10 protein-coding genes and 3 pseudogenes are annotated in these 16,972 nt (G+C 41.4%); 8 read left to right on the plus strand and 5 right to left on the minus strand.

All coding sequences use genetic code 11. The features are described from left to right. Positions 1-186 precede the first annotated feature (186 nt). The 3 genes from ACGF63_RS17220 to ACGF63_RS17230 all read right to left on the minus strand — a co-directional run bounded on the left by ACGF63_RS17220 (position 187) and on the right by ACGF63_RS17230 (position 6,292). Entirely contained in the window at positions 187-402 is a 216-nt protein-coding gene (locus tag ACGF63_RS17220) for a cold shock domain-containing protein (RefSeq protein ID WP_065389254.1), read from the minus strand. 934 nt (positions 403-1,336) lie between these two features. Next, positions 1,337-1,834 (minus strand): NAD(P)H-dependent oxidoreductase, encoded by a 498-nt coding sequence (locus tag ACGF63_RS17225; RefSeq protein ID WP_387632270.1) that lies wholly within the window; start codon positions 1,832-1,834, stop codon positions 1,337-1,339. A gap of 429 nt (positions 1,835-2,263) precedes the next feature. Then, entirely contained in the window at positions 2,264-6,292 is a 4,029-nt protein-coding gene (locus ACGF63_RS17230) for a DUF6137 domain-containing protein (RefSeq protein ID WP_387632272.1), read from the minus strand. 88 nt (positions 6,293-6,380) lie between these two features. On the opposite strand from ACGF63_RS17230, the pseudogene ACGF63_RS17235 reads away from it, so the two are divergent. From ACGF63_RS17235 to ACGF63_RS17260, 6 genes and pseudogenes are all read left to right on the plus strand, one after another. Next, positions 6,381-6,597 (plus strand): annotated as a pseudogene (locus ACGF63_RS17235) (helix-turn-helix domain-containing protein). A gap of 84 nt (positions 6,598-6,681) precedes the next feature. Next, positions 6,682-6,993: a hypothetical protein gene (locus tag ACGF63_RS17240; protein ID WP_387632275.1), complete on the plus strand. Its 312-nt coding sequence runs from the start codon at positions 6,682-6,684 to the stop codon at positions 6,991-6,993. Between the two features lie 476 nt (positions 6,994-7,469). Continuing rightward, positions 7,470-8,132: an acetate CoA-transferase subunit alpha gene (gene atoD / locus ACGF63_RS17245; protein ID WP_387632278.1), complete on the plus strand. Its 663-nt coding sequence runs from the start codon at positions 7,470-7,472 to the stop codon at positions 8,130-8,132. Then, complete coding sequence (locus ACGF63_RS17250) at positions 8,132-8,797, plus strand: CoA transferase subunit B (protein ID WP_387632280.1); 666 nt, start codon at positions 8,132-8,134, stop codon at positions 8,795-8,797. Before atoD ends, ACGF63_RS17250 begins: the two co-directional genes overlap by 1 nt. A 148-nt stretch (positions 8,798-8,945) precedes the next feature. Then, complete coding sequence (locus ACGF63_RS17255) at positions 8,946-9,707, plus strand: IS5 family transposase (protein ID WP_387632282.1); 762 nt, start codon at positions 8,946-8,948, stop codon at positions 9,705-9,707. Between the two features lie 110 nt (positions 9,708-9,817). Continuing rightward, positions 9,818-10,777 (plus strand): purine NTPase, encoded by a 960-nt coding sequence (locus ACGF63_RS17260; protein ID WP_387632285.1) that lies wholly within the window; start codon positions 9,818-9,820, stop codon positions 10,775-10,777. A gap of 21 nt (positions 10,778-10,798) precedes the next feature. Here the strand turns inward: ACGF63_RS17260 and ACGF63_RS17265 are convergent. Beyond that, positions 10,799-11,456, minus strand: a pseudogene (locus ACGF63_RS17265) (transposase). 121 nt (positions 11,457-11,577) lie between these two features. On the opposite strand from ACGF63_RS17265, the gene ACGF63_RS17270 reads away from it, so the two are divergent. Together ACGF63_RS17270 and ACGF63_RS17275 are read left to right on the plus strand one after the other, a co-directional pair. Next, positions 11,578-14,565, plus strand: a complete 2,988-nt coding sequence (locus ACGF63_RS17270) for a DEAD/DEAH box helicase (protein WP_387632288.1) — start codon at positions 11,578-11,580, stop codon at positions 14,563-14,565. A 268-nt stretch (positions 14,566-14,833) separates the two neighbouring features. Next, positions 14,834-16,447: pseudogene (locus tag ACGF63_RS17275) on the plus strand (IS1634 family transposase). 274 nt (positions 16,448-16,721) lie between these two features. Here ACGF63_RS17275 and ACGF63_RS17280 read toward each other — a convergent pair. After that, complete coding sequence (locus ACGF63_RS17280; protein WP_132352544.1) at positions 16,722-16,940, minus strand: hypothetical protein; 219 nt, start codon at positions 16,938-16,940, stop codon at positions 16,722-16,724. Between the last annotated feature and the right edge of the window lie 32 nt (positions 16,941-16,972).

Raw genomic sequence — 16,972 nt, forward strand, 5'->3', positions numbered from 1 at the left:
TTCTTATGCTGGATTTTTTCTATAATAGGCTAGGAATAGCATGTAACATTTTGGCGGGTACACATGCGAAAAACCCGCAATTAAGCGGGTTTTTACTATTAACAACTTTAACTGCTCAGGCTCTCACCTTCATCGCTATCGTAAAGCCGCTAATGGATTTAAGCAGTTAAGTCAAATCAAATCAAATCAAGATAATACGACAACATTTACCGCTGATGGACCTTTAGCACCATTCTCAATAGAGAATGAAACTTCTTGTCCTTCTTCCAGCGTTTTGAAATTATTGCTCTGAATTGCAGAATAATGAACAAAAACGTCTTTGCTGCCATCTTTCGGAGAAATAAAGCCAAAACCTTTATCGTTATTAAACCATTTTACTGAACCAGTCATTGCATTAGACATAGAATTTTCCTTTAATTTTATTTAAGTTGCCATAAGGCATATTAGGTCTGTTTTTCAGTTTTACTTATGGGTACTAATTAGAAGGAATTCGCAATGAAGTGGTATCGTGGATAGCGCTAAATGGTGAACTGCTTTAACTTGCTTTTCATAAAGTAGGTCTGTACTTCCAAACCAGTGACGCTATTAAATCACATTGATTGGTCATTAGCAAATTTTAATTTCATTTATTTTTTCTATTTGGATGTTTCCCTGGTTCCCAAATTGCTGATTCATCCATACTGCATAGCACCACCAACGCTATAACTGACTAATTATAAAAAGTTCTTATCCTAAAACCATATTTGGAATGCCGGAGATTAGATGACCAACTTAACAAACTACTGAAATTGAAACATACACTGCCCACATGCTTTTACAACCATCTAACAGCGTATAGCAGCATTAGCTGCACCCATTCCATTACGCTCAATAACATTGACTGAATTCACTATAACGCCAATGTATTCTACTATCTTGCATCTGGGCTCACCTCAGAAATTCGATTGAATACCCACAGAAACGTGGCCTTATCTTGCAAATCCCGTAAAGACTTGGCTTATGGTATCGAGATACGAAAAAGGCCACATCAAAGCGTAGCCTTGAGCCAAGAATTAAAAACTGTCGAACTAGCCAAACAATCATATGTTGCTTTATTTATGATTTTTCAGCAACTTATTTGAATTTACGATCAGATTCCCCTATGCTAAGAACATAATTAATTTATAAAAAATCCAATTTAAAAATTGGTCTGTCCTATGTTAGTAAATAGCTTTCCATAATACCGATACACCTATGCACTTTGTTTTCTTCTTGAACAATATTGGTTTTATAGCCTATCTTACTGTTTCTACAGGCCGTTTAGATGAAAAGGCTGTATGTCTTTTTTCGGGGGCAATTATTTAATCAGTTTACCAAAAAAATTATGAGTTATGACAACAAGATTAATTAAATTTATTTTTTCATTTTCTGTTCTTAAAAGTAATTTTTCATATAATAAATCAGAGCTATCCTGTTTACTTGAAATTTCACAACATACATCAGCAACTATTTTCTGAATGGCGTTTTCCGACAGAAATACTGATTCATATATTACAATAGATGGTAAGTATTTTGCTTTAATATAGTTTACTGTTTGTTGTATGGGTTTGAGCAGTTCATCTATTGTATAATTGTTAAAGCTACCAGTACGATAGCCTTCTTTAGGAGTTCCTACAGTAGTTACCACTTGAATTTCTTTATTTGCAAGCTTATCCCCATCCCGAGCATATGCAAAACCAAGCGGAAAAATATTATCAATCCATTTTTTTATTAATGCTGGCATTGAATACCAAAACATTAGGAAAACAAGTACAACCCTATCATAACAAATTAATTCATTTTGCTCTTCTTCCACTTTTAAAATATAATTGATATGCTGTTTTTCTAATAAACGAACCGTGACGCCAAATTCTTGAAATTATCTTACAAATTCTGCAATTAAACGAGAATCGCTTAAATTAGGATGTCCAATAATAGATAGTATTTTCATATATCTCCAAAAGAGCACATTCGCGTTATATCAACAACAATATATTGACAATAGATAACACAAGTTAAAAAAAATAAGAACTCTGCTCAGAAAATATTGTAGCGACAGTTCAGTCAGACTCTTGGCTAACAGATATCACTTGGCTCCCAAGCCGAATATAACTGTGTTAACCGCTTGATAAATTTATTTTAAAACACCCAACCCGTCAATAAAAATTAACGGTAAATAATCAAAAAATATCATCTCTGGAAAATGCTTCACCGTCTTTTCATACAATGCTTCCAGGACTTTTTTCTAAAGTGACGTGTACGAATATGTTGATGCAGTAGATGCGCGCGCGTTGAGAGCATTGTTCACGATTGCTGAAAATTCATTGATCTCTATTGACAAAGGCTCGTATCGCAACCATCCCAAAGTACAGTCAAACAGTGCTTCCAGGCGTACCACAAATTCAATCGCATCGCGTGGAGCGATCTCCAGCTGTCCGCTCTCAATTAATTCTTCTGCATTATCACCCGTCGTGTCGCAGGCGACTTTGATAATCAATTGCCGAATGTAATTCACTGATATTGAATTGGTTTCTCCCAAAATCTTTCTGTATGACAAGCTATCTGATTTGCATTGAAGCACGCTTGCGCCAGCCTCCATACTAATGGCACGAATAATAGCAATAGGGTCAAATTCAGCCAGTTTAAAACGGCCTTTTTCCTCTGCTGCTGTGTGAGACAGAGCACGTTGAATAGAGGTTTCAATTTCCTCAGTTATGCCATAGGGCACCAGTCCGAGCTGTTTGACGCATTGTTGGCATTGGCTGTCAGAGAGTAAGTTGGCATGATAAGCAAGCAGGTATTCCTTGCAGCGCTTAAACTTTCTTTGCCAACCTGTGACTTCATCTGCAATTGTAGAGGCAGAGCTTGCACTCACAGCGATTTCAGGAACATGGTGCAACACCAAATCACGCAAAGCAGCATTTTCCGGCATTGTAATCAACTGTTGCAACGTGGCAATCAGGTCACGACGATGTAACAGACTGACACCCATTCGTTCAGCGGCAACAGGTGGTAACGGCGCTTGTGTCATCCGCATCAGTGTCTGTTCCGGCCACATCGCTGAAAGCAGCAATCCCAATTGCCCTGCTATGGTGTGAAGGATCCCCCACTGGTTTTGGTCCGCCGCTGTTCTCTCCAATTTTTCAACAATACAATGAAAGGCTTTCCAGGCACTTTCAAAACCGGCAATGCAGGCTCTTGTTACCTCATCGCGTACAGACTGGTTCAGGCAAAGTGCTGCCAGCGTTGTGGCAAATGGCAATGAATAGACGGTGATACGTTGAGTAGAAAAATCAACCGCAGCCCGGTAAGTGGCATAAGCGTGAAACAGCTCACGCCAAAGAGGATGACCAGCCATTTCATATACATGTGACACTTCATCGTTAGGAACATACGAGAAGTCGTAAGCTGCATCGAACAACACTCGTAACCAGAGCACCAGTTGATGTAAATCCTTGGCTTGCCAATCTGCGCCATCAGTACGCTGCATGCGCAAGAAAAGTGTCCAAGTGCCTAACTGACAGACTCGATTCAGTGATACCTGCCATACAGGTTCCCATTCGACGATACGCAATGCCAACGCTTCGAATACATATAAACGGCCAATGTCCTCTTCCGGAGCGTTCGGTAGTTCGGCAAACTCAACTATCAATTCTTTCTCATTGAAGAGGAAGCTGGCCTTGTGTACCACAAAGGGAAGTGAAATCTCTAAAATGTTCCGCGTTAACCTCAGCAGACAAGAGCGTGCATCGCCAAAGCCATCTGCGATATTTATCAGTTTTCGTAGTGAGGCAGGCAGTTCCGAACCAGATCCAGTTCGGAAGCGAGCCAGCATCCACTGATGTAAGAGATTGTGCAGTTGATGTGCATTTTCTATAGGGAGTTGATCAGGAGCCATATTACCGGCGGCAATGGGTATTAGAACTTGCCAGCGTAAGAAGTCGTCACCCAAACATTCCACAATGTTTTCTTTTAACTCAAGCAAAAAATTGTCTGGCACGGATTGATGACGAGCACGTTCTATCCATCGTAAGAAAGAGAGTAATGCAGCCTCCTCTGTGGCAGAAAGAGTCGACAGTTGAGCAAATGCAATCCAACCACTCAGCAAATCCAGGTAACACTGATGGGTGATGGGATCACGCTGATCTACCACATCGGTTAATACAGCTTTAAGCACCTGATCATAAGTATCCACCAGATCAATACGACAAAGTCCCTTTAATGTCGGTAAGTTTGCTTTATCGAAGGCCTTCATCAGGCTGGCGGTAGCTTGCAGTAAATCGGCTACTTCGCTGGTTCCAGCCAGTGCAGCGGCAACCTTAAAGCGTTTCAGAGGAGTCAAAAAAGCCAGATAGGCGGCAAATGCTTTGGGTGCACATACCAGGCTAGCGAGCGCAGTCGGTGCTAGTTTACTGTGGTGTATTACCTCTAATAGAGAGGCTGGAGAAAGCGTGGACTCTACTGCACCGATCAAACAATGTACAATTCTTATCCGATCGGCATCCTCATAAATAGGCAGAATTTCTGTATCTGCGAGTACATGGAGTATACATTCCAGCAACAGGCGTACATCACCATCCGGTGTGGTTATCGCAGCATCGGCCCATGGAGCCAGCCGGATGGATGGCAATTTTTCAATCCATGCTTCAGTTTTGATTAATTGCATAAGCAGGCGCAGATCATTGAGTTGGATGATCCTATTTGCAAGTGTTGGGATAGCCTTGCATAAGCGCGGTAACGCAGATTGCGGATTGTTTTTGGCGGTGAAAACACAGAGATAATCCGCGGTTGCATCAGTTGTCGGCCAATGAGAGGGTAGAAACTCAATGGCTCTCTCACCTGCCTGTGCGAGGAGCCAACCAGTTAAACCAGGGCTCCGGACAGCATTACCTTTTTGTAGCCAAGTGTCTGGTGGGAAAACCGTGCGTTGTTTCAGAGTGGTATAGGCTTTTTCCGTTAACATAGGTAAGCCGGTCAACGCGTTTTGCAGAAGATCAGAAATACATTGAGATGTAAGTTCCGCTATTGGCAGGGATTCACTATCGTCAAACACACGTTGTACTGAGGCAAGCAAATTAACCGATTCGGCTGTTTCCGTTTTCAGTACGATAAGCGGCTTTTGTGCACTAAAGTAAGCCAATTCACCCATACCATCAATAACTACCCAGGGAACAACGGGTAGATCCATTAGTTGGGTAAGAAAAACCGGCAAATTTTGTTGGCGAAACATGATGCCTGCATGTTCACTGGCCACCCCAGATTCAACGAAGACAGCGGTAAGCGCCGTTTGCACCGATGGGGGGAGACGCAGGTAACGAGACCAGGCATCATCCAATGTCGATGCAGAAAGGAAGCTGCCTAAAGAAGGAACGGTAGGATGCAATAGTGCTGTCACCGGTACTGCGCGCATACAACGCGCCAACTCGGTTCGTACCTCGGCTGTTAACCGTTGAACACGACGTTCAAGCGTGTAACCCGGTGCAGGACGCACCTGTACTAACCAAAGTTTATCTGCATGTACTTGGCGCAATTGCGTGCCATACCACAAAGGCGCAGCTAATCTCGGCCAATGATAGGCAACCGAGTTTACCCTTAAACCGGGCGATTGCGCCGACGCAAAGCCAAAGCCAAACGCCAGTTCTCCCCGGACGCCATCAGAGGCGGCCAAGGTCAGTCCGGTGGCCGATACCAGGCCATGATCTGTTTCCAATACCCACTCAGTATCTAATGCAACCTCAGAAAAATATTGATGTAACCGCATGATAATTTTGTACAAACTATGACATACATCAGCGGTCAGATAGGGTGCCTGTAAGGGTTCCACTATAGATGGAATGCCTTCAATCAACCGCTGAACAAAACAGATGATTGGCTGCGGTTGATAATCAGGGTTTATTAGCTGTTGTTGTGCGATAGCATGAGGTTCAAATCCACTGAAGGTAACCTCAGCAACAGTGTCGGCAAAATCTGCTGTGTGATAGCAAATTACACTGGCATAACCCCCCGCATTAACGAAAATTGTACCATCCTCCAGACCTGCACTACGCACAATCCAGGGAGGCGGGCCACAGACTTCCACTACTTGTTTAACCCAATCGTGCTGCTCTGTAATATGCTTGCTGTAAATGGTACGTAGCAGAGCAGCATCAGCATGTGGAGAAACCGCTGTGATGGCGAGTGCTTCATCGGCAGGAAGTGCTACCAAAGGGGGAATAAGAGCCGAAAAATCGGCGTGCTGGGCAAGCTGGTGCAACCGTTCAAATTTTGCAGTCATACGTTTTACTTTCCTACCTTTAGAACCAGAATCCCAAGTGAGTTTTGGGGTTGAATTCCATTCAGCGATTTTTCTACCATAACTTTATATATATAATATTCTACTCGTAAAAAATATCGTTCCGATAAAATTAACAACTCTGGCTGCACTCTCTCGCCAATCAGATTTAAGCTCAACTTTAGCGAATACATTAACCAGACCGTGGCCGAAAGGTGAATGGATCATCGACAAGGTAATAGGATGTGCATCCTTCTGAAATCTGTCCTAACTGTTATTTTGATGGAAATGGGAGGTTGATCGGATAAGTAAAAACGTAACTAGATGCAGATCTCCCTAACCAAGCGGGAATACCTTTCAACCTCGGAGCTGGAGCACCTGAATTAAAAATCATGTCCGCAGATGATAGCAATTACCCACTTAATCTTAACAATAAAGAATATCCTCAAGGTCTATTCAATTTCATGACCCAAAAAGGTGAGAATACAGGAAAGGTTGTGATTGATGTCGCCCCACAAGACGCTAATGTGTATGGCCTTAATACAATACTTCGTCAAAATCTCATCGCACGCGATGGAGAGGTACTAAACGCGGGAGATCAGATGAAATATTTTGATTTTAGTTATGGAAAAGATGCCCGCAACGGTAATCAAGTCGGAACTATAACTATCTCACTCAGGAATCTTAATCTGCAATTATCTTAGTAAATAGATTATAAGGTACGACGTTAAATACGATGCCGTACCTCTCGGCATTAATAAATCAGTCCTGCTCCATACACCCATAAGACTAAAGCGAACCAAAATCATTAGAAGTTCTTCACATTAAGCCATTTTACCCTTTGCCCCAACTCTGCAACAATTTATACTCCGAATAACGGTATTTCTGTCACATAGTACCTGTTATATCCCGAATATTCTGGTTTCTATGCCCTCAGTCTTCACCGATTTTGCACAATACATTAACAAGCTCTCACCACATACTCTGTACATATATACATAAAGATGATCATGCAAGCTGTACTGATGATCTCTTTAGCTATACTTATCATTGTCTATTTGGTGAAGATCGAAGAAAGGGATACCCTATAGGAAAATATAAAAATGAAAAAATTAATTGTTTTAGCTGGAGAATCGCCACCTCCCTTCCCTGAAAAACAGGATTTCCTGGAGGCTGGCTAATGAAAAATAAGCTCATTGGCATACAGCAAACCGCTACACATTTTTATGATGGAATGACCATCATGGTAGGCGGTTTTATGGGCGTAGGTACGCCTCCTGGTTTAATCACCGCATTACTAAATTCCGGTGTAAAAGATCTGACTCTGATTGCTAACGATACTAGCCGTGTCGACTTCGGTATCGGTCCTCTTATTGTTAATCATAGAGTGAAAAAAGTTATCACCTCACATATTGGTACTAATCCAGAAACTGGACGTCAAATGATTGCAGGAGAAATAGAGGTGGAACTGGTTCCTCTAGGCACGTTGATTGAACGCATCCGTTGCGGCGGAGCTGGTTTGGGCGGATTCCTGACCCCTACCGGTGTGGGTACTTTTGTAGAGGCTGGAAAACAAAAAATAACCCTCAACGAAACAGACTACCTGCTGGAACTCCCACTGCGTGCTGATCTAGCGTTGATTCAGGCTCATCTTTCCGACCATCAGGGCAACCTGACTTATCAGTTAAGCGCGCGTAATTTTAACCCAGTGATCGCTCTGGCTGCGGATATCACGATTGCCGAGCCGGATGCATTGGTTGAAGTGGGTGAGATTGCACCGGACTGCGTTATGACACCTGGCGCACTGATCGACTACATCGTTTATCCGAGAGGAAATTCATAATGAACGCCAAACAACTTATTGCCCATCGTATTGCGCTTGAGCTACAAGACGGCGATGTTGTTAACCTTGGCATCGGTATTCCCACGCTAGTCGCAAACTATCTGCCCGATAACATTCATATTACCCTACAATCAGAAAATGGCTTTCTGGGCCTTGGCCCCGTTACAGAACCCCATACGAATCTGGTCAATGCCGGTGGAAAACCCTGTGGCATCCTGCCCGGTGCCGCCATGTTTGACAGTGCATTCTCTTTTGCCTTAATACGTGGTGGTCACATAGATGCTTGTGTGCTAGGTGCTCTGCAAGTTGACCAACATGCCAACTTAGCCAGTTGGATGATACCGGGAAAAATGGTGCTCGGGATGGGAGGTGCTATGGATCTCGTCACAGGTGCCCGCAAAGTAATTATTGCAATGAAACACTGTACCAAAGACGGATCCGCAAAGATCCTCAAGCAATGTACCCTACCGCTAACCGCCGTCAACAAAGTCAAGATGATCGTCACTGAACTGGCCGTCTTCTACTTTGAACAGGGGCAGTTAATCCTGAAAGAACATACGCCAGGTATCACACTAGAAACTCTACAGGAAAAAACCGAAGCAGAATTCAGCGTCGCACACGATCTCAAAGTCATGTCTGTTCCAATGCAGAAAAATAGAGGATGATTGGTCATATTAACAACATACTGACTGGTTTTATCAGCGGTGATCCCCTTGATCTACTAGGGGCTGTTGACGTTTTGAGAGGACTTATTGAACAACATGATGATTGGGTATAATTGCTTTCGCCAAAAACCAACCATGCCTCACCATCATGCCGAGAACCCTGTTATCAAAACCCCTATGGAATACGCTAGCTGTATTCATGCAACAAAGTGGACTGATTTATCACAAAGAAGAACATCACCTGACCTTTGAGGGGATCCTTTACCGCATGAGAACCGGTTGTCCCTGGCGTGACTTACCGCCTGAATTTGGGAAATGGAATACCGTCTTTCGACGTTTTAATGAATGGGCAAAGAAAGATATTTTTAATTTAATATTCAAATTGTTATCTGAATATTCTGATACAGAGTGGCTGTTCATTGATGGGAGTATTATGCGGGCTCATCAACACAGTGCAGGCGCGGCCTCTAAAGAAAATGAATCGAGAGGAAAAAGTCGGAGTGGACGTTCAACCAAGATCAATTTGGCTGTGGACAGTTATGGTTTACCTGTGCATTTTGAGCTTTCTGGGGGTCAAACACACGACATCGTTCATGCAGAAAGTCTGGTGTCACAGTCACCGCCATCGGATTTTGTGATTGCGGATAAAGGTTACGATAGCGAAGCCTTCAGGCTTGCCGTGAAACAACAAGGCGCAACACCGGTCATTCCTTACAAGAAAAACCGTCGAAAAGCCGATAAGCGTGTTGATAAATGTTTATATCGTTACCGCCACTTGGTGGAAAATGCGTTTGCCAGAATGAAACATTTTCTTGCAATAGCAACAAGATACGATAAGTTGGAGCGTAATTACGCCAGTATGCTAGCTCTGGGTTTTATCATTATCTGGTTGCCTATGTGGGCTGAATAAATTATGTATCCGAAAGGTAAACAGCCCCTAGATGCGGTTGAGGCTCGGACAAAAAAAATTGCTAATACATTAAGTGACGATGAAAGACCTTTGTCAGTCTGACAACCCGCATGACCGATGAACTTGCACCGATACTTACCCATATAAACTCTCGGGAAATGGCTCTGTCGAATGATTATAATGAGGCCTTACACACGGCTTTAATCCTTGAAAAAGTTCGTCTGCCAAGTATTGAACAAATGGCCGAACGACTTCAAGCGTCCGGCACACCGATTAATTATCAATTCACAGCGAATGCTGAGGAGGTAGATGCGCGACTGCAAGAGCTCACTAGTTCTATGCGTACTAAGAAGACCATAGAGTCAGAGGTGCTCCCCGAAGACTGGAGACAAACTCTCACTTCTGTCGTCAAAGATATTCAGGACTTCTACATCCTTGAGCAACAAGAGCTGGCAAATAAAGTTCTTTACATCGGCATAAAAGGCAATGAAGCGCGAAATAATAAGCTGCAAAAGTCCCTTGAATCTTTGCAAAAAATTCAACGAGAGAATGATGCTGCAACGAGAGCAAGCGAGAAGGTAACCAGACTGCGTGGGACTCTGGAAAAGGTAGAGCGAACCTACGCTGACCATACCATTTCGGAAATAGAGTTGATATTTCATATCTACAGCAGGCGGCTTATTCAAAACTATCAACGCGGGCTAGGCTTATTTATCGAAAGTCGTGAGGGTAATCAATTAAGATTCCTAACTGCCGAAAAATCCGATCATGATGCCGTGCTCTCTATGAGTTCTGGGCAGGTATCGGCGCTTAGCCTGGCCTTCTTCCTATCACTGAATAAAGTCTATGCCCGAGTTCCTCTGATCCTTATTGATGACCCTTCCCAGTCTCTAGACGAAGTCAATGTGGCATCTTTGACCGACTTACTTCGTTGTGAGCTGAAGCACCGCCAGCTCATCTTATCGTCACATGAGGAAGACATTTCATCATATATGCGGTATCGCTTCACCAAGGCTGGGCTGAGTACCCGCTCACTAAATATGCAGCGTTTGGCTAGAGAGGCATCCTAAATTTGGTAAATAACCTCAGCTTCATTTAAAAATAGCGATATCACAATCCCGTAAATTCAAGCTCGGTTTTTTAGGTTGGAATGTATAAGCAATTAAGCCCGCGACAATTTCCAATAAAAAACCGAGCTGACTGCGGTGTCTTGAATGCGCTATCTGAGAAATATTTTTGAGCTGATCCACGACCGTTTCTATCAAAAATCGCCTTCTTAACATCAGCTTATCCCAGAGAGATAACGCTTTTGCCTTCATGTTACTACGGACATGAGTGATTAACGTTATTCCTTCTGCTTCCAGTTCATCGCACAAGGCCTGTGACAAATACCCTTTATCGCCATACAAACACAAAGGCGATCCCCTGGGTTTGGGCCTTACGTGACGAAAGAAAAGCACAGAGAGGAATAAGCGCCCTTTGCTTCAAAGTTAACATCCGGGTATAGCTGACCAACCGGGGAAAATCGGCCTGAAGATAGTGTTTAACATGCTGAATATAAAACGTTTTAAAATCACGATAATGGCTCATGTGGAATAAAATGAGTATCGTCATCACTTCACTGAGAGAAAGGGAAGCGTCGCGGCGACGTTTGAGCAAGCCATTTTCAATTAACTGTTGATGCCAGAGAGGGATAAATTTTTGGCAAAGGTCATCGACGCAGCAGTAAAGTTCTTCTAAATTAGGCATGCCTGAGGATCTCCACGATTTCGTTTTATTTGACAAAAACTTTGATCGTGCCTCAGGCACTGAGTTCCCTTCTTAAGCAAACCTCAGGTTATTTATGTAATTGATATTAAGGAAATTGATCATGAATTCACTTGAAGCAAAATATGATAATGGCGAAGTATTTTACAAGCCAACTTCAACTGAACAAACTCCTGCTACACATGAGCAAATACACGATAGTTGGAAAGGCAATCAATTTAATTTTAAAGAGTCGGATATAAATATAGATGGTCTACGAGAGCCTCAATTAGGCGGATTATTTTCTTCACTGGGTTATTTGCGAAAAAGCTCTAAAGAGGCTGCTACCGTAGTAATGCCGACTGGTACAGGAAAAACTGAAACAATAATATCCTTAGTTATTGCTGGCAAGTTCGAACGAACGTTACTAATTGTACCTACAGATGCTTTGCGCGAACAGACTAAAAATAAATTCGTTGAGTTGGGTTTATTAAGACCATTGTGTCTTGTTAACGATGATTTTCTGAATCCACGTATTGCCATAATTAAAGGTGCAGCAAGAAGTGTAGAAGAAATAAAATATCTTGAGCAAGCTTCTATTATTATTGCAACAGTCGCATCATTAACAATTTTCACTGATGTAGCATTGAAATATTTATCTGGAATATGTAGTAATCTTATTGTTGACGAGGCTCATCATGTTCAAGCAGAAAAATGGCTTCGAGTGAAATCTTATTTTAATGCTAAATCAATATTTCAATTTACAGCTACGCCCTATCGTTCAGATGGTAAACGTCTAGATGGTCAAATAATATATTCATACTCAATTGAAAAGGCTCAAAAAGATGGATATTTTAAACCAATAGATTTTTATCCGATTCGCGAGTTTGATGAAAATAAAGTAGATGAGAAAATTGCTGAGAAAGCTGTTTCACTCTTAAAGTCTGATCTAATAAATGGGTTTGAACATATACTCATGGCAAGAGTTAAGACTATCCAAAGAGCAAGCGAAATATTCAAACTTTATGAAAAATACAAAGACTTAAACCCGGTAGTTATACACAGTACTTCCAAGAATAAGAAAAAGACGCTAGATGATATTAGGAATGGTAAACACAAAATAATAGTTTGTGTGAATATGCTAGGAGAAGGTTTTGATCTTCCTGAGCTAAAAATAGCGGCATTACATGATACTCACAAAGGAATTAATATTACTTTGCAGTTTACGGGTAGATTCACTAGAACTAAACACAACCTAGGTAATGCTAAATTTATAGCCAATACCGCAGATCAAAAAGTGAATAGTGCCTTACAAGATTTATATAAAGAAGACTCTGATTGGAATAAGTTAATTAGAGAGGTAGGTGAAGCTAAATTACATGATGAAGTAAACTATCAGGATTTCAAAAAAGAATTTGATCTATCTTCTACGCATTTACTTGATTTGGGTATATCTCCAAAAATTAGTACTGTAATTTACAGAACACAAGATCTTGAATGGAATCCTGGTAATTTTATAAAAGCGATTGATAAAAATTGTTTTTTAGTAGATAAGACAATAAATGAAGACCAAACACTATTAATGTTTTCAGTTAAAACATATAACAAAGTCTCATGGGCTATTTCTGAAGAGTTAATGGATATTACATGGGACTTATATATTGTATATTTTAACAAGACAGAAAAGTTGTTGTTTATTCATTCATCAGGACAAGATACTATAATTAATAAACTGGCTAAGGTCATTGCAAACCATCCATTAAGGGTTTCTGGCGACATCTCATTCAGAGCTATGCATGGCATCAAAAGGTTAAAATTACAAAACGTAGGCCTAAATAAAAATAATAAAGATCTACGTTTCATGATGTTTACAGGCACAGACACGAAAGAAGCTATTCCAGAAATAGAATCTAAAAGGGCTAGAAAATCAAATATTTTTGCCAAAGGATTTGAAGATGGTAAAGCAGTAACAATCGGTTGCTCCTATAAAGGTAAGATTTGGTCTATGAGTTCTGACTCATTAGATAAATGGGTCGAATGGTGTAATCATATTGGTTCAAAAATAAATGATAACAATATTGATACTAATAATATATTAAAAACAGCAATGCATTCTGCACATATACAAACATTTCCATTGAACCTTTCGGTATTATCTATAGAGTGGCCATTAAGTTTACTTAATAGATATTTTAGCAATTCAAAAATAATTATTGATGGAACAGACGAATATAACCTCAATGATTGTGAGCTAGAGATCACCCCTGGAATTAAATCAGGTAGTGCGATTGAATTTTATTTATGCACTCCTAATAATAAATATGAGTTTAAATATCATTTATTAAAGGATGGCTACTTTAAGATTGAAACAGCAAAGAAAATATCATTACAATTAAGCGAAAAAAATAAAATAAGACTGGATGAGTACTTTTGTGATAATGAACCATCTATATTTCTTTCAGATACTTCATATATAGAGGGTGGAACGCGGTTCTACTGTGATGAAAATTATAACAATCCAATAGCTTTGTCAAATATCGAGGCTTGGAAATGGGAAAATATTGATCTATCTAAGGAATCGCAGAAGGCAGAAAAAAGGAAAGATTCTATACAATATTATACTATTAATAAAATTATGAATAGCTATGACTTGATCTTTGATGATGATGATTCAGGAGAGTCTGCTGATATAGTTGCCATGAAAGTAATTGACGATTTCAATGTTGCAATTGATTTTTATCACTGTAAGTATTGTAAAAAATCTGATAAACCTTCATCTCGGGTTGATGATATTTATCAGGTGACTGGACAGGCAATAAAGAGTATAAAGTGGGCCAAATCTTCAGATGAGATATTCAAGCATCTGATTCACAGGGATATATTAAGAAAAAAAAGAACTGGCGGATCAAGATTAGAGAAAGGCACACTTGAAGATCTGCATGCATTTTTTAAGCGAGCTTCTTTATCTGCTATAAAAAATAGTTTCTTTATTGTTCAGCCCGCTATTTCTTTGAAAAATATAAGCATTGATGTTCGAGATGTATTAGGTGGAGCTGAAAACTATATTAGGGACGCTACAGGATCAGCTCTGAAAATTATTGTGAGTCAATAAAACATTACAAAATGAATCTTATATTTTAAAGGCCGGATTTATACCGGCCTTCTTAACTAGCTAACTTACTCTACTGATAGATTTATTTTTTGAAACACTGCTGTTTTGTTCTTCCTTATCCACATAATCCCCATAACCGTCATTCCGCACCTCATTCCTGATTTAAAAATAGTGTGATCTTACGCATATTTTACATATTTATTGCTCCCATGAGATTGACGGCGATCGCCCATTTTGATCTATTACTTTTATTTGCCGGAAAGTGAATATGCTCAAGTCAGAACCTGCCATTAAACGTCTTGATCACCTTGGTCTCATCGCGGCTTTCTGCTATGAAGCCGGATTGCCCCGTATCATTGATGCCATCATGCCAAAATATTCGGGTCACACCGTTTCTCATGGCGAGGCTTTTCTTGCGATGATCCTTAACGGGCTGGGGTTTCACAGCCGGACACTGCACATGTTTTCCGGTTTTTTCCAGCATAAACCGATTGAACGTTTGATTGGCCCCGGTATTGATGCTGTACACCTGAATGATGACGTGCTGGGTCGTACATTGGATGCTTTATATGAGGCCGGCGTGTCAGAAGTCTATCAGATACTGGCTGAACAGGTCATTGATAAATTGGGCATAACACCCCATTCTGTGCATCTCGACATCTCCAGTTTCCATGTGGATGGCGAGTACAAGTCTCCTCTGAAAGACGACACGCAGCGTATTGAACTGGTTCGGGGGTACAGCCGCGACCATCGGCCTGAGCTGAACTAGGTTATCCTTGCGCTGATTTGTGAAAATCAGGCCGGGATACCCGTTTACATGCAGGCGATGAGCGGAAATACCCACGATACCCGGGCGTTCACAGAATTCACACAACATCATATTCGTTGCCTGAAAGCCGCGCAGAACAGCCGCTACTTTGTCGCCGATGCCGCCCTTTATAGTGAAGAGACAATAACTTCACTGCATAAGCAAAAACAACGCTTCATTACCCGCGTGCCGTTAACGCTCAAAGAAGCTAAACAGCAGCTTTTGAACGTGAAGCCCCATCAGCTACAGCCTTTCACCGAAGGTTACGCTGGATGTTGGGTTGAATCCTGCTATGGCGGTATCCCTCAACGTGGGTTGCTGGTGAGTAGTGCGGCTGCCCGTCAACGTGAAGGGCAGACTTTTACGAAAAATACGCTCAAATCAACGGAAAAAGAGCTGAAAGCGTTTGAAAAATTGTGCAAAAAAGGGTTTGCCTGCCAGGAAGATGCGTTATGCGCCCTGCGTGATTTTGGCTCCGAATGCCAGTTTATCGGTATTGACGCCCCGCAAGTGGAGGAAATCATGACGTATCAAGGGCGTGGACGTCCGGCTAAAGATAAACCCTCTCAGATTCATTACCGGCTCTCAGGCCGGGCTTACAGTCAACTGGATAAAATCGTGTATGCCCGACTCAAGGTGGGGATGTTTATTTTGGCGACCAATGAAACGGACGATAAGGCGCTGGATATGGCCGCGTTGCTCACGAATTACAAAGCCCAGCAGAAAGTTGAGCGAGGTTTTCGATTCCTAAAAAGTCCCGAGTTCTTAACCTCATCCATGTACCTGAAAAAACCGGAACGCATCGAAGCCTTATTGATGGTGATGACGTGTAGTTTAATGGTGTATGCGGCGCTGGAACATAAAATTCGCACGGGTCTGAAACAAAGCAAGGCATTCTACCCGGATATGAAGCAGCAGCAGACGCAATTGCCCACCGCTCGTTGGGTATTTTTAACTTTCGAAGGTATTAATACCTTTGAATTTCAAGAACACCGGATGGTGACGGGAATGCAACCGTACCAACATGCCCTGCTGAAAATATTGGGGCCACCATACGAGTCTTTTTATTCCTGAATTGGGTGCGGAATGTCGGATGAATGTTAATTATTTGGATGCAGAAAAGTTATCTGCTGAATATTTCAAACAGAAACCGTAGAAATATGAATGTGGTGTGTAAGAATAGTCAAGTGCATGATTCAATGTTCAATGCGCTTAGGTGACAGTATACAAACGCCCTTTTGGGGTATTTTTTAGTTTAAAAAAACCTTCATCGTTAGACAAGGGGTTTATGTCTGACAATATATGCTTCCAAAGGTGCGCAGATGTACCGCAATACTTGCTCTCCCTTTCAGGCTACGGGAGTTTTACTTCGCCACCCGAAGGCGATCCTGACAGGCGATGGATCATTGTTGTAGAAAAAGATATTAGCGGTTAGGCACAGAAGAGTCAAACCATTGACTGCGTCTGCCATCCTTATTTTCTCCTGAATTTTCGTGCATATTCCACTATTTTCCAAATACTTTGCCAAAACCAGACGAGAATCCCATCTGATTGGTTTACTTAGCATTAGGCTGTGTCCCTTAATTATTTAATCGTCTG

The sequence above is a fragment of the Photorhabdus sp. RM322S genome (assembly GCF_042879395.1).
GTDB lineage: Bacteria > Pseudomonadota > Gammaproteobacteria > Enterobacterales > Enterobacteriaceae > Photorhabdus > Photorhabdus khanii.

Excerpts from the sequence above, each read along its gene's own strand:
- ACGF63_RS17250 (WP_387632280.1), top strand. The coding sequence starts at position 8,132 with ATGAACGCCAAACAACTTATTGCCCATCGTATTGCGCTTGAGCTACAA.
- ACGF63_RS17260 (WP_387632285.1), top strand. The coding sequence starts at position 9,818 with ATGACCGATGAACTTGCACCGATACTTACCCATATAAACTCTCGGGAA.
- ACGF63_RS17280 (WP_132352544.1), bottom strand. The coding sequence starts at position 16,940 with ATGCTAAGTAAACCAATCAGATGGGATTCTCGTCTGGTTTTGGCAAAG.
- atoD (WP_387632278.1), top strand. The coding sequence starts at position 7,470 with ATGAAAAATAAGCTCATTGGCATACAGCAAACCGCTACACATTTTTAT.
- ACGF63_RS17255 (WP_387632282.1), top strand. The coding sequence starts at position 8,946 with ATGCCGAGAACCCTGTTATCAAAACCCCTATGGAATACGCTAGCTGTA.
- ACGF63_RS17240 (WP_387632275.1), top strand. The coding sequence starts at position 6,682 with ATGTCCGCAGATGATAGCAATTACCCACTTAATCTTAACAATAAAGAA.
- ACGF63_RS17270 (WP_387632288.1), top strand. The coding sequence starts at position 11,578 with ATGAATTCACTTGAAGCAAAATATGATAATGGCGAAGTATTTTACAAG.
- ACGF63_RS17230 (WP_387632272.1), bottom strand. The coding sequence starts at position 6,292 with ATGACTGCAAAATTTGAACGGTTGCACCAGCTTGCCCAGCACGCCGAT.
- ACGF63_RS17220 (WP_065389254.1), bottom strand. The coding sequence starts at position 402 with ATGTCTAATGCAATGACTGGTTCAGTAAAATGGTTTAATAACGATAAA.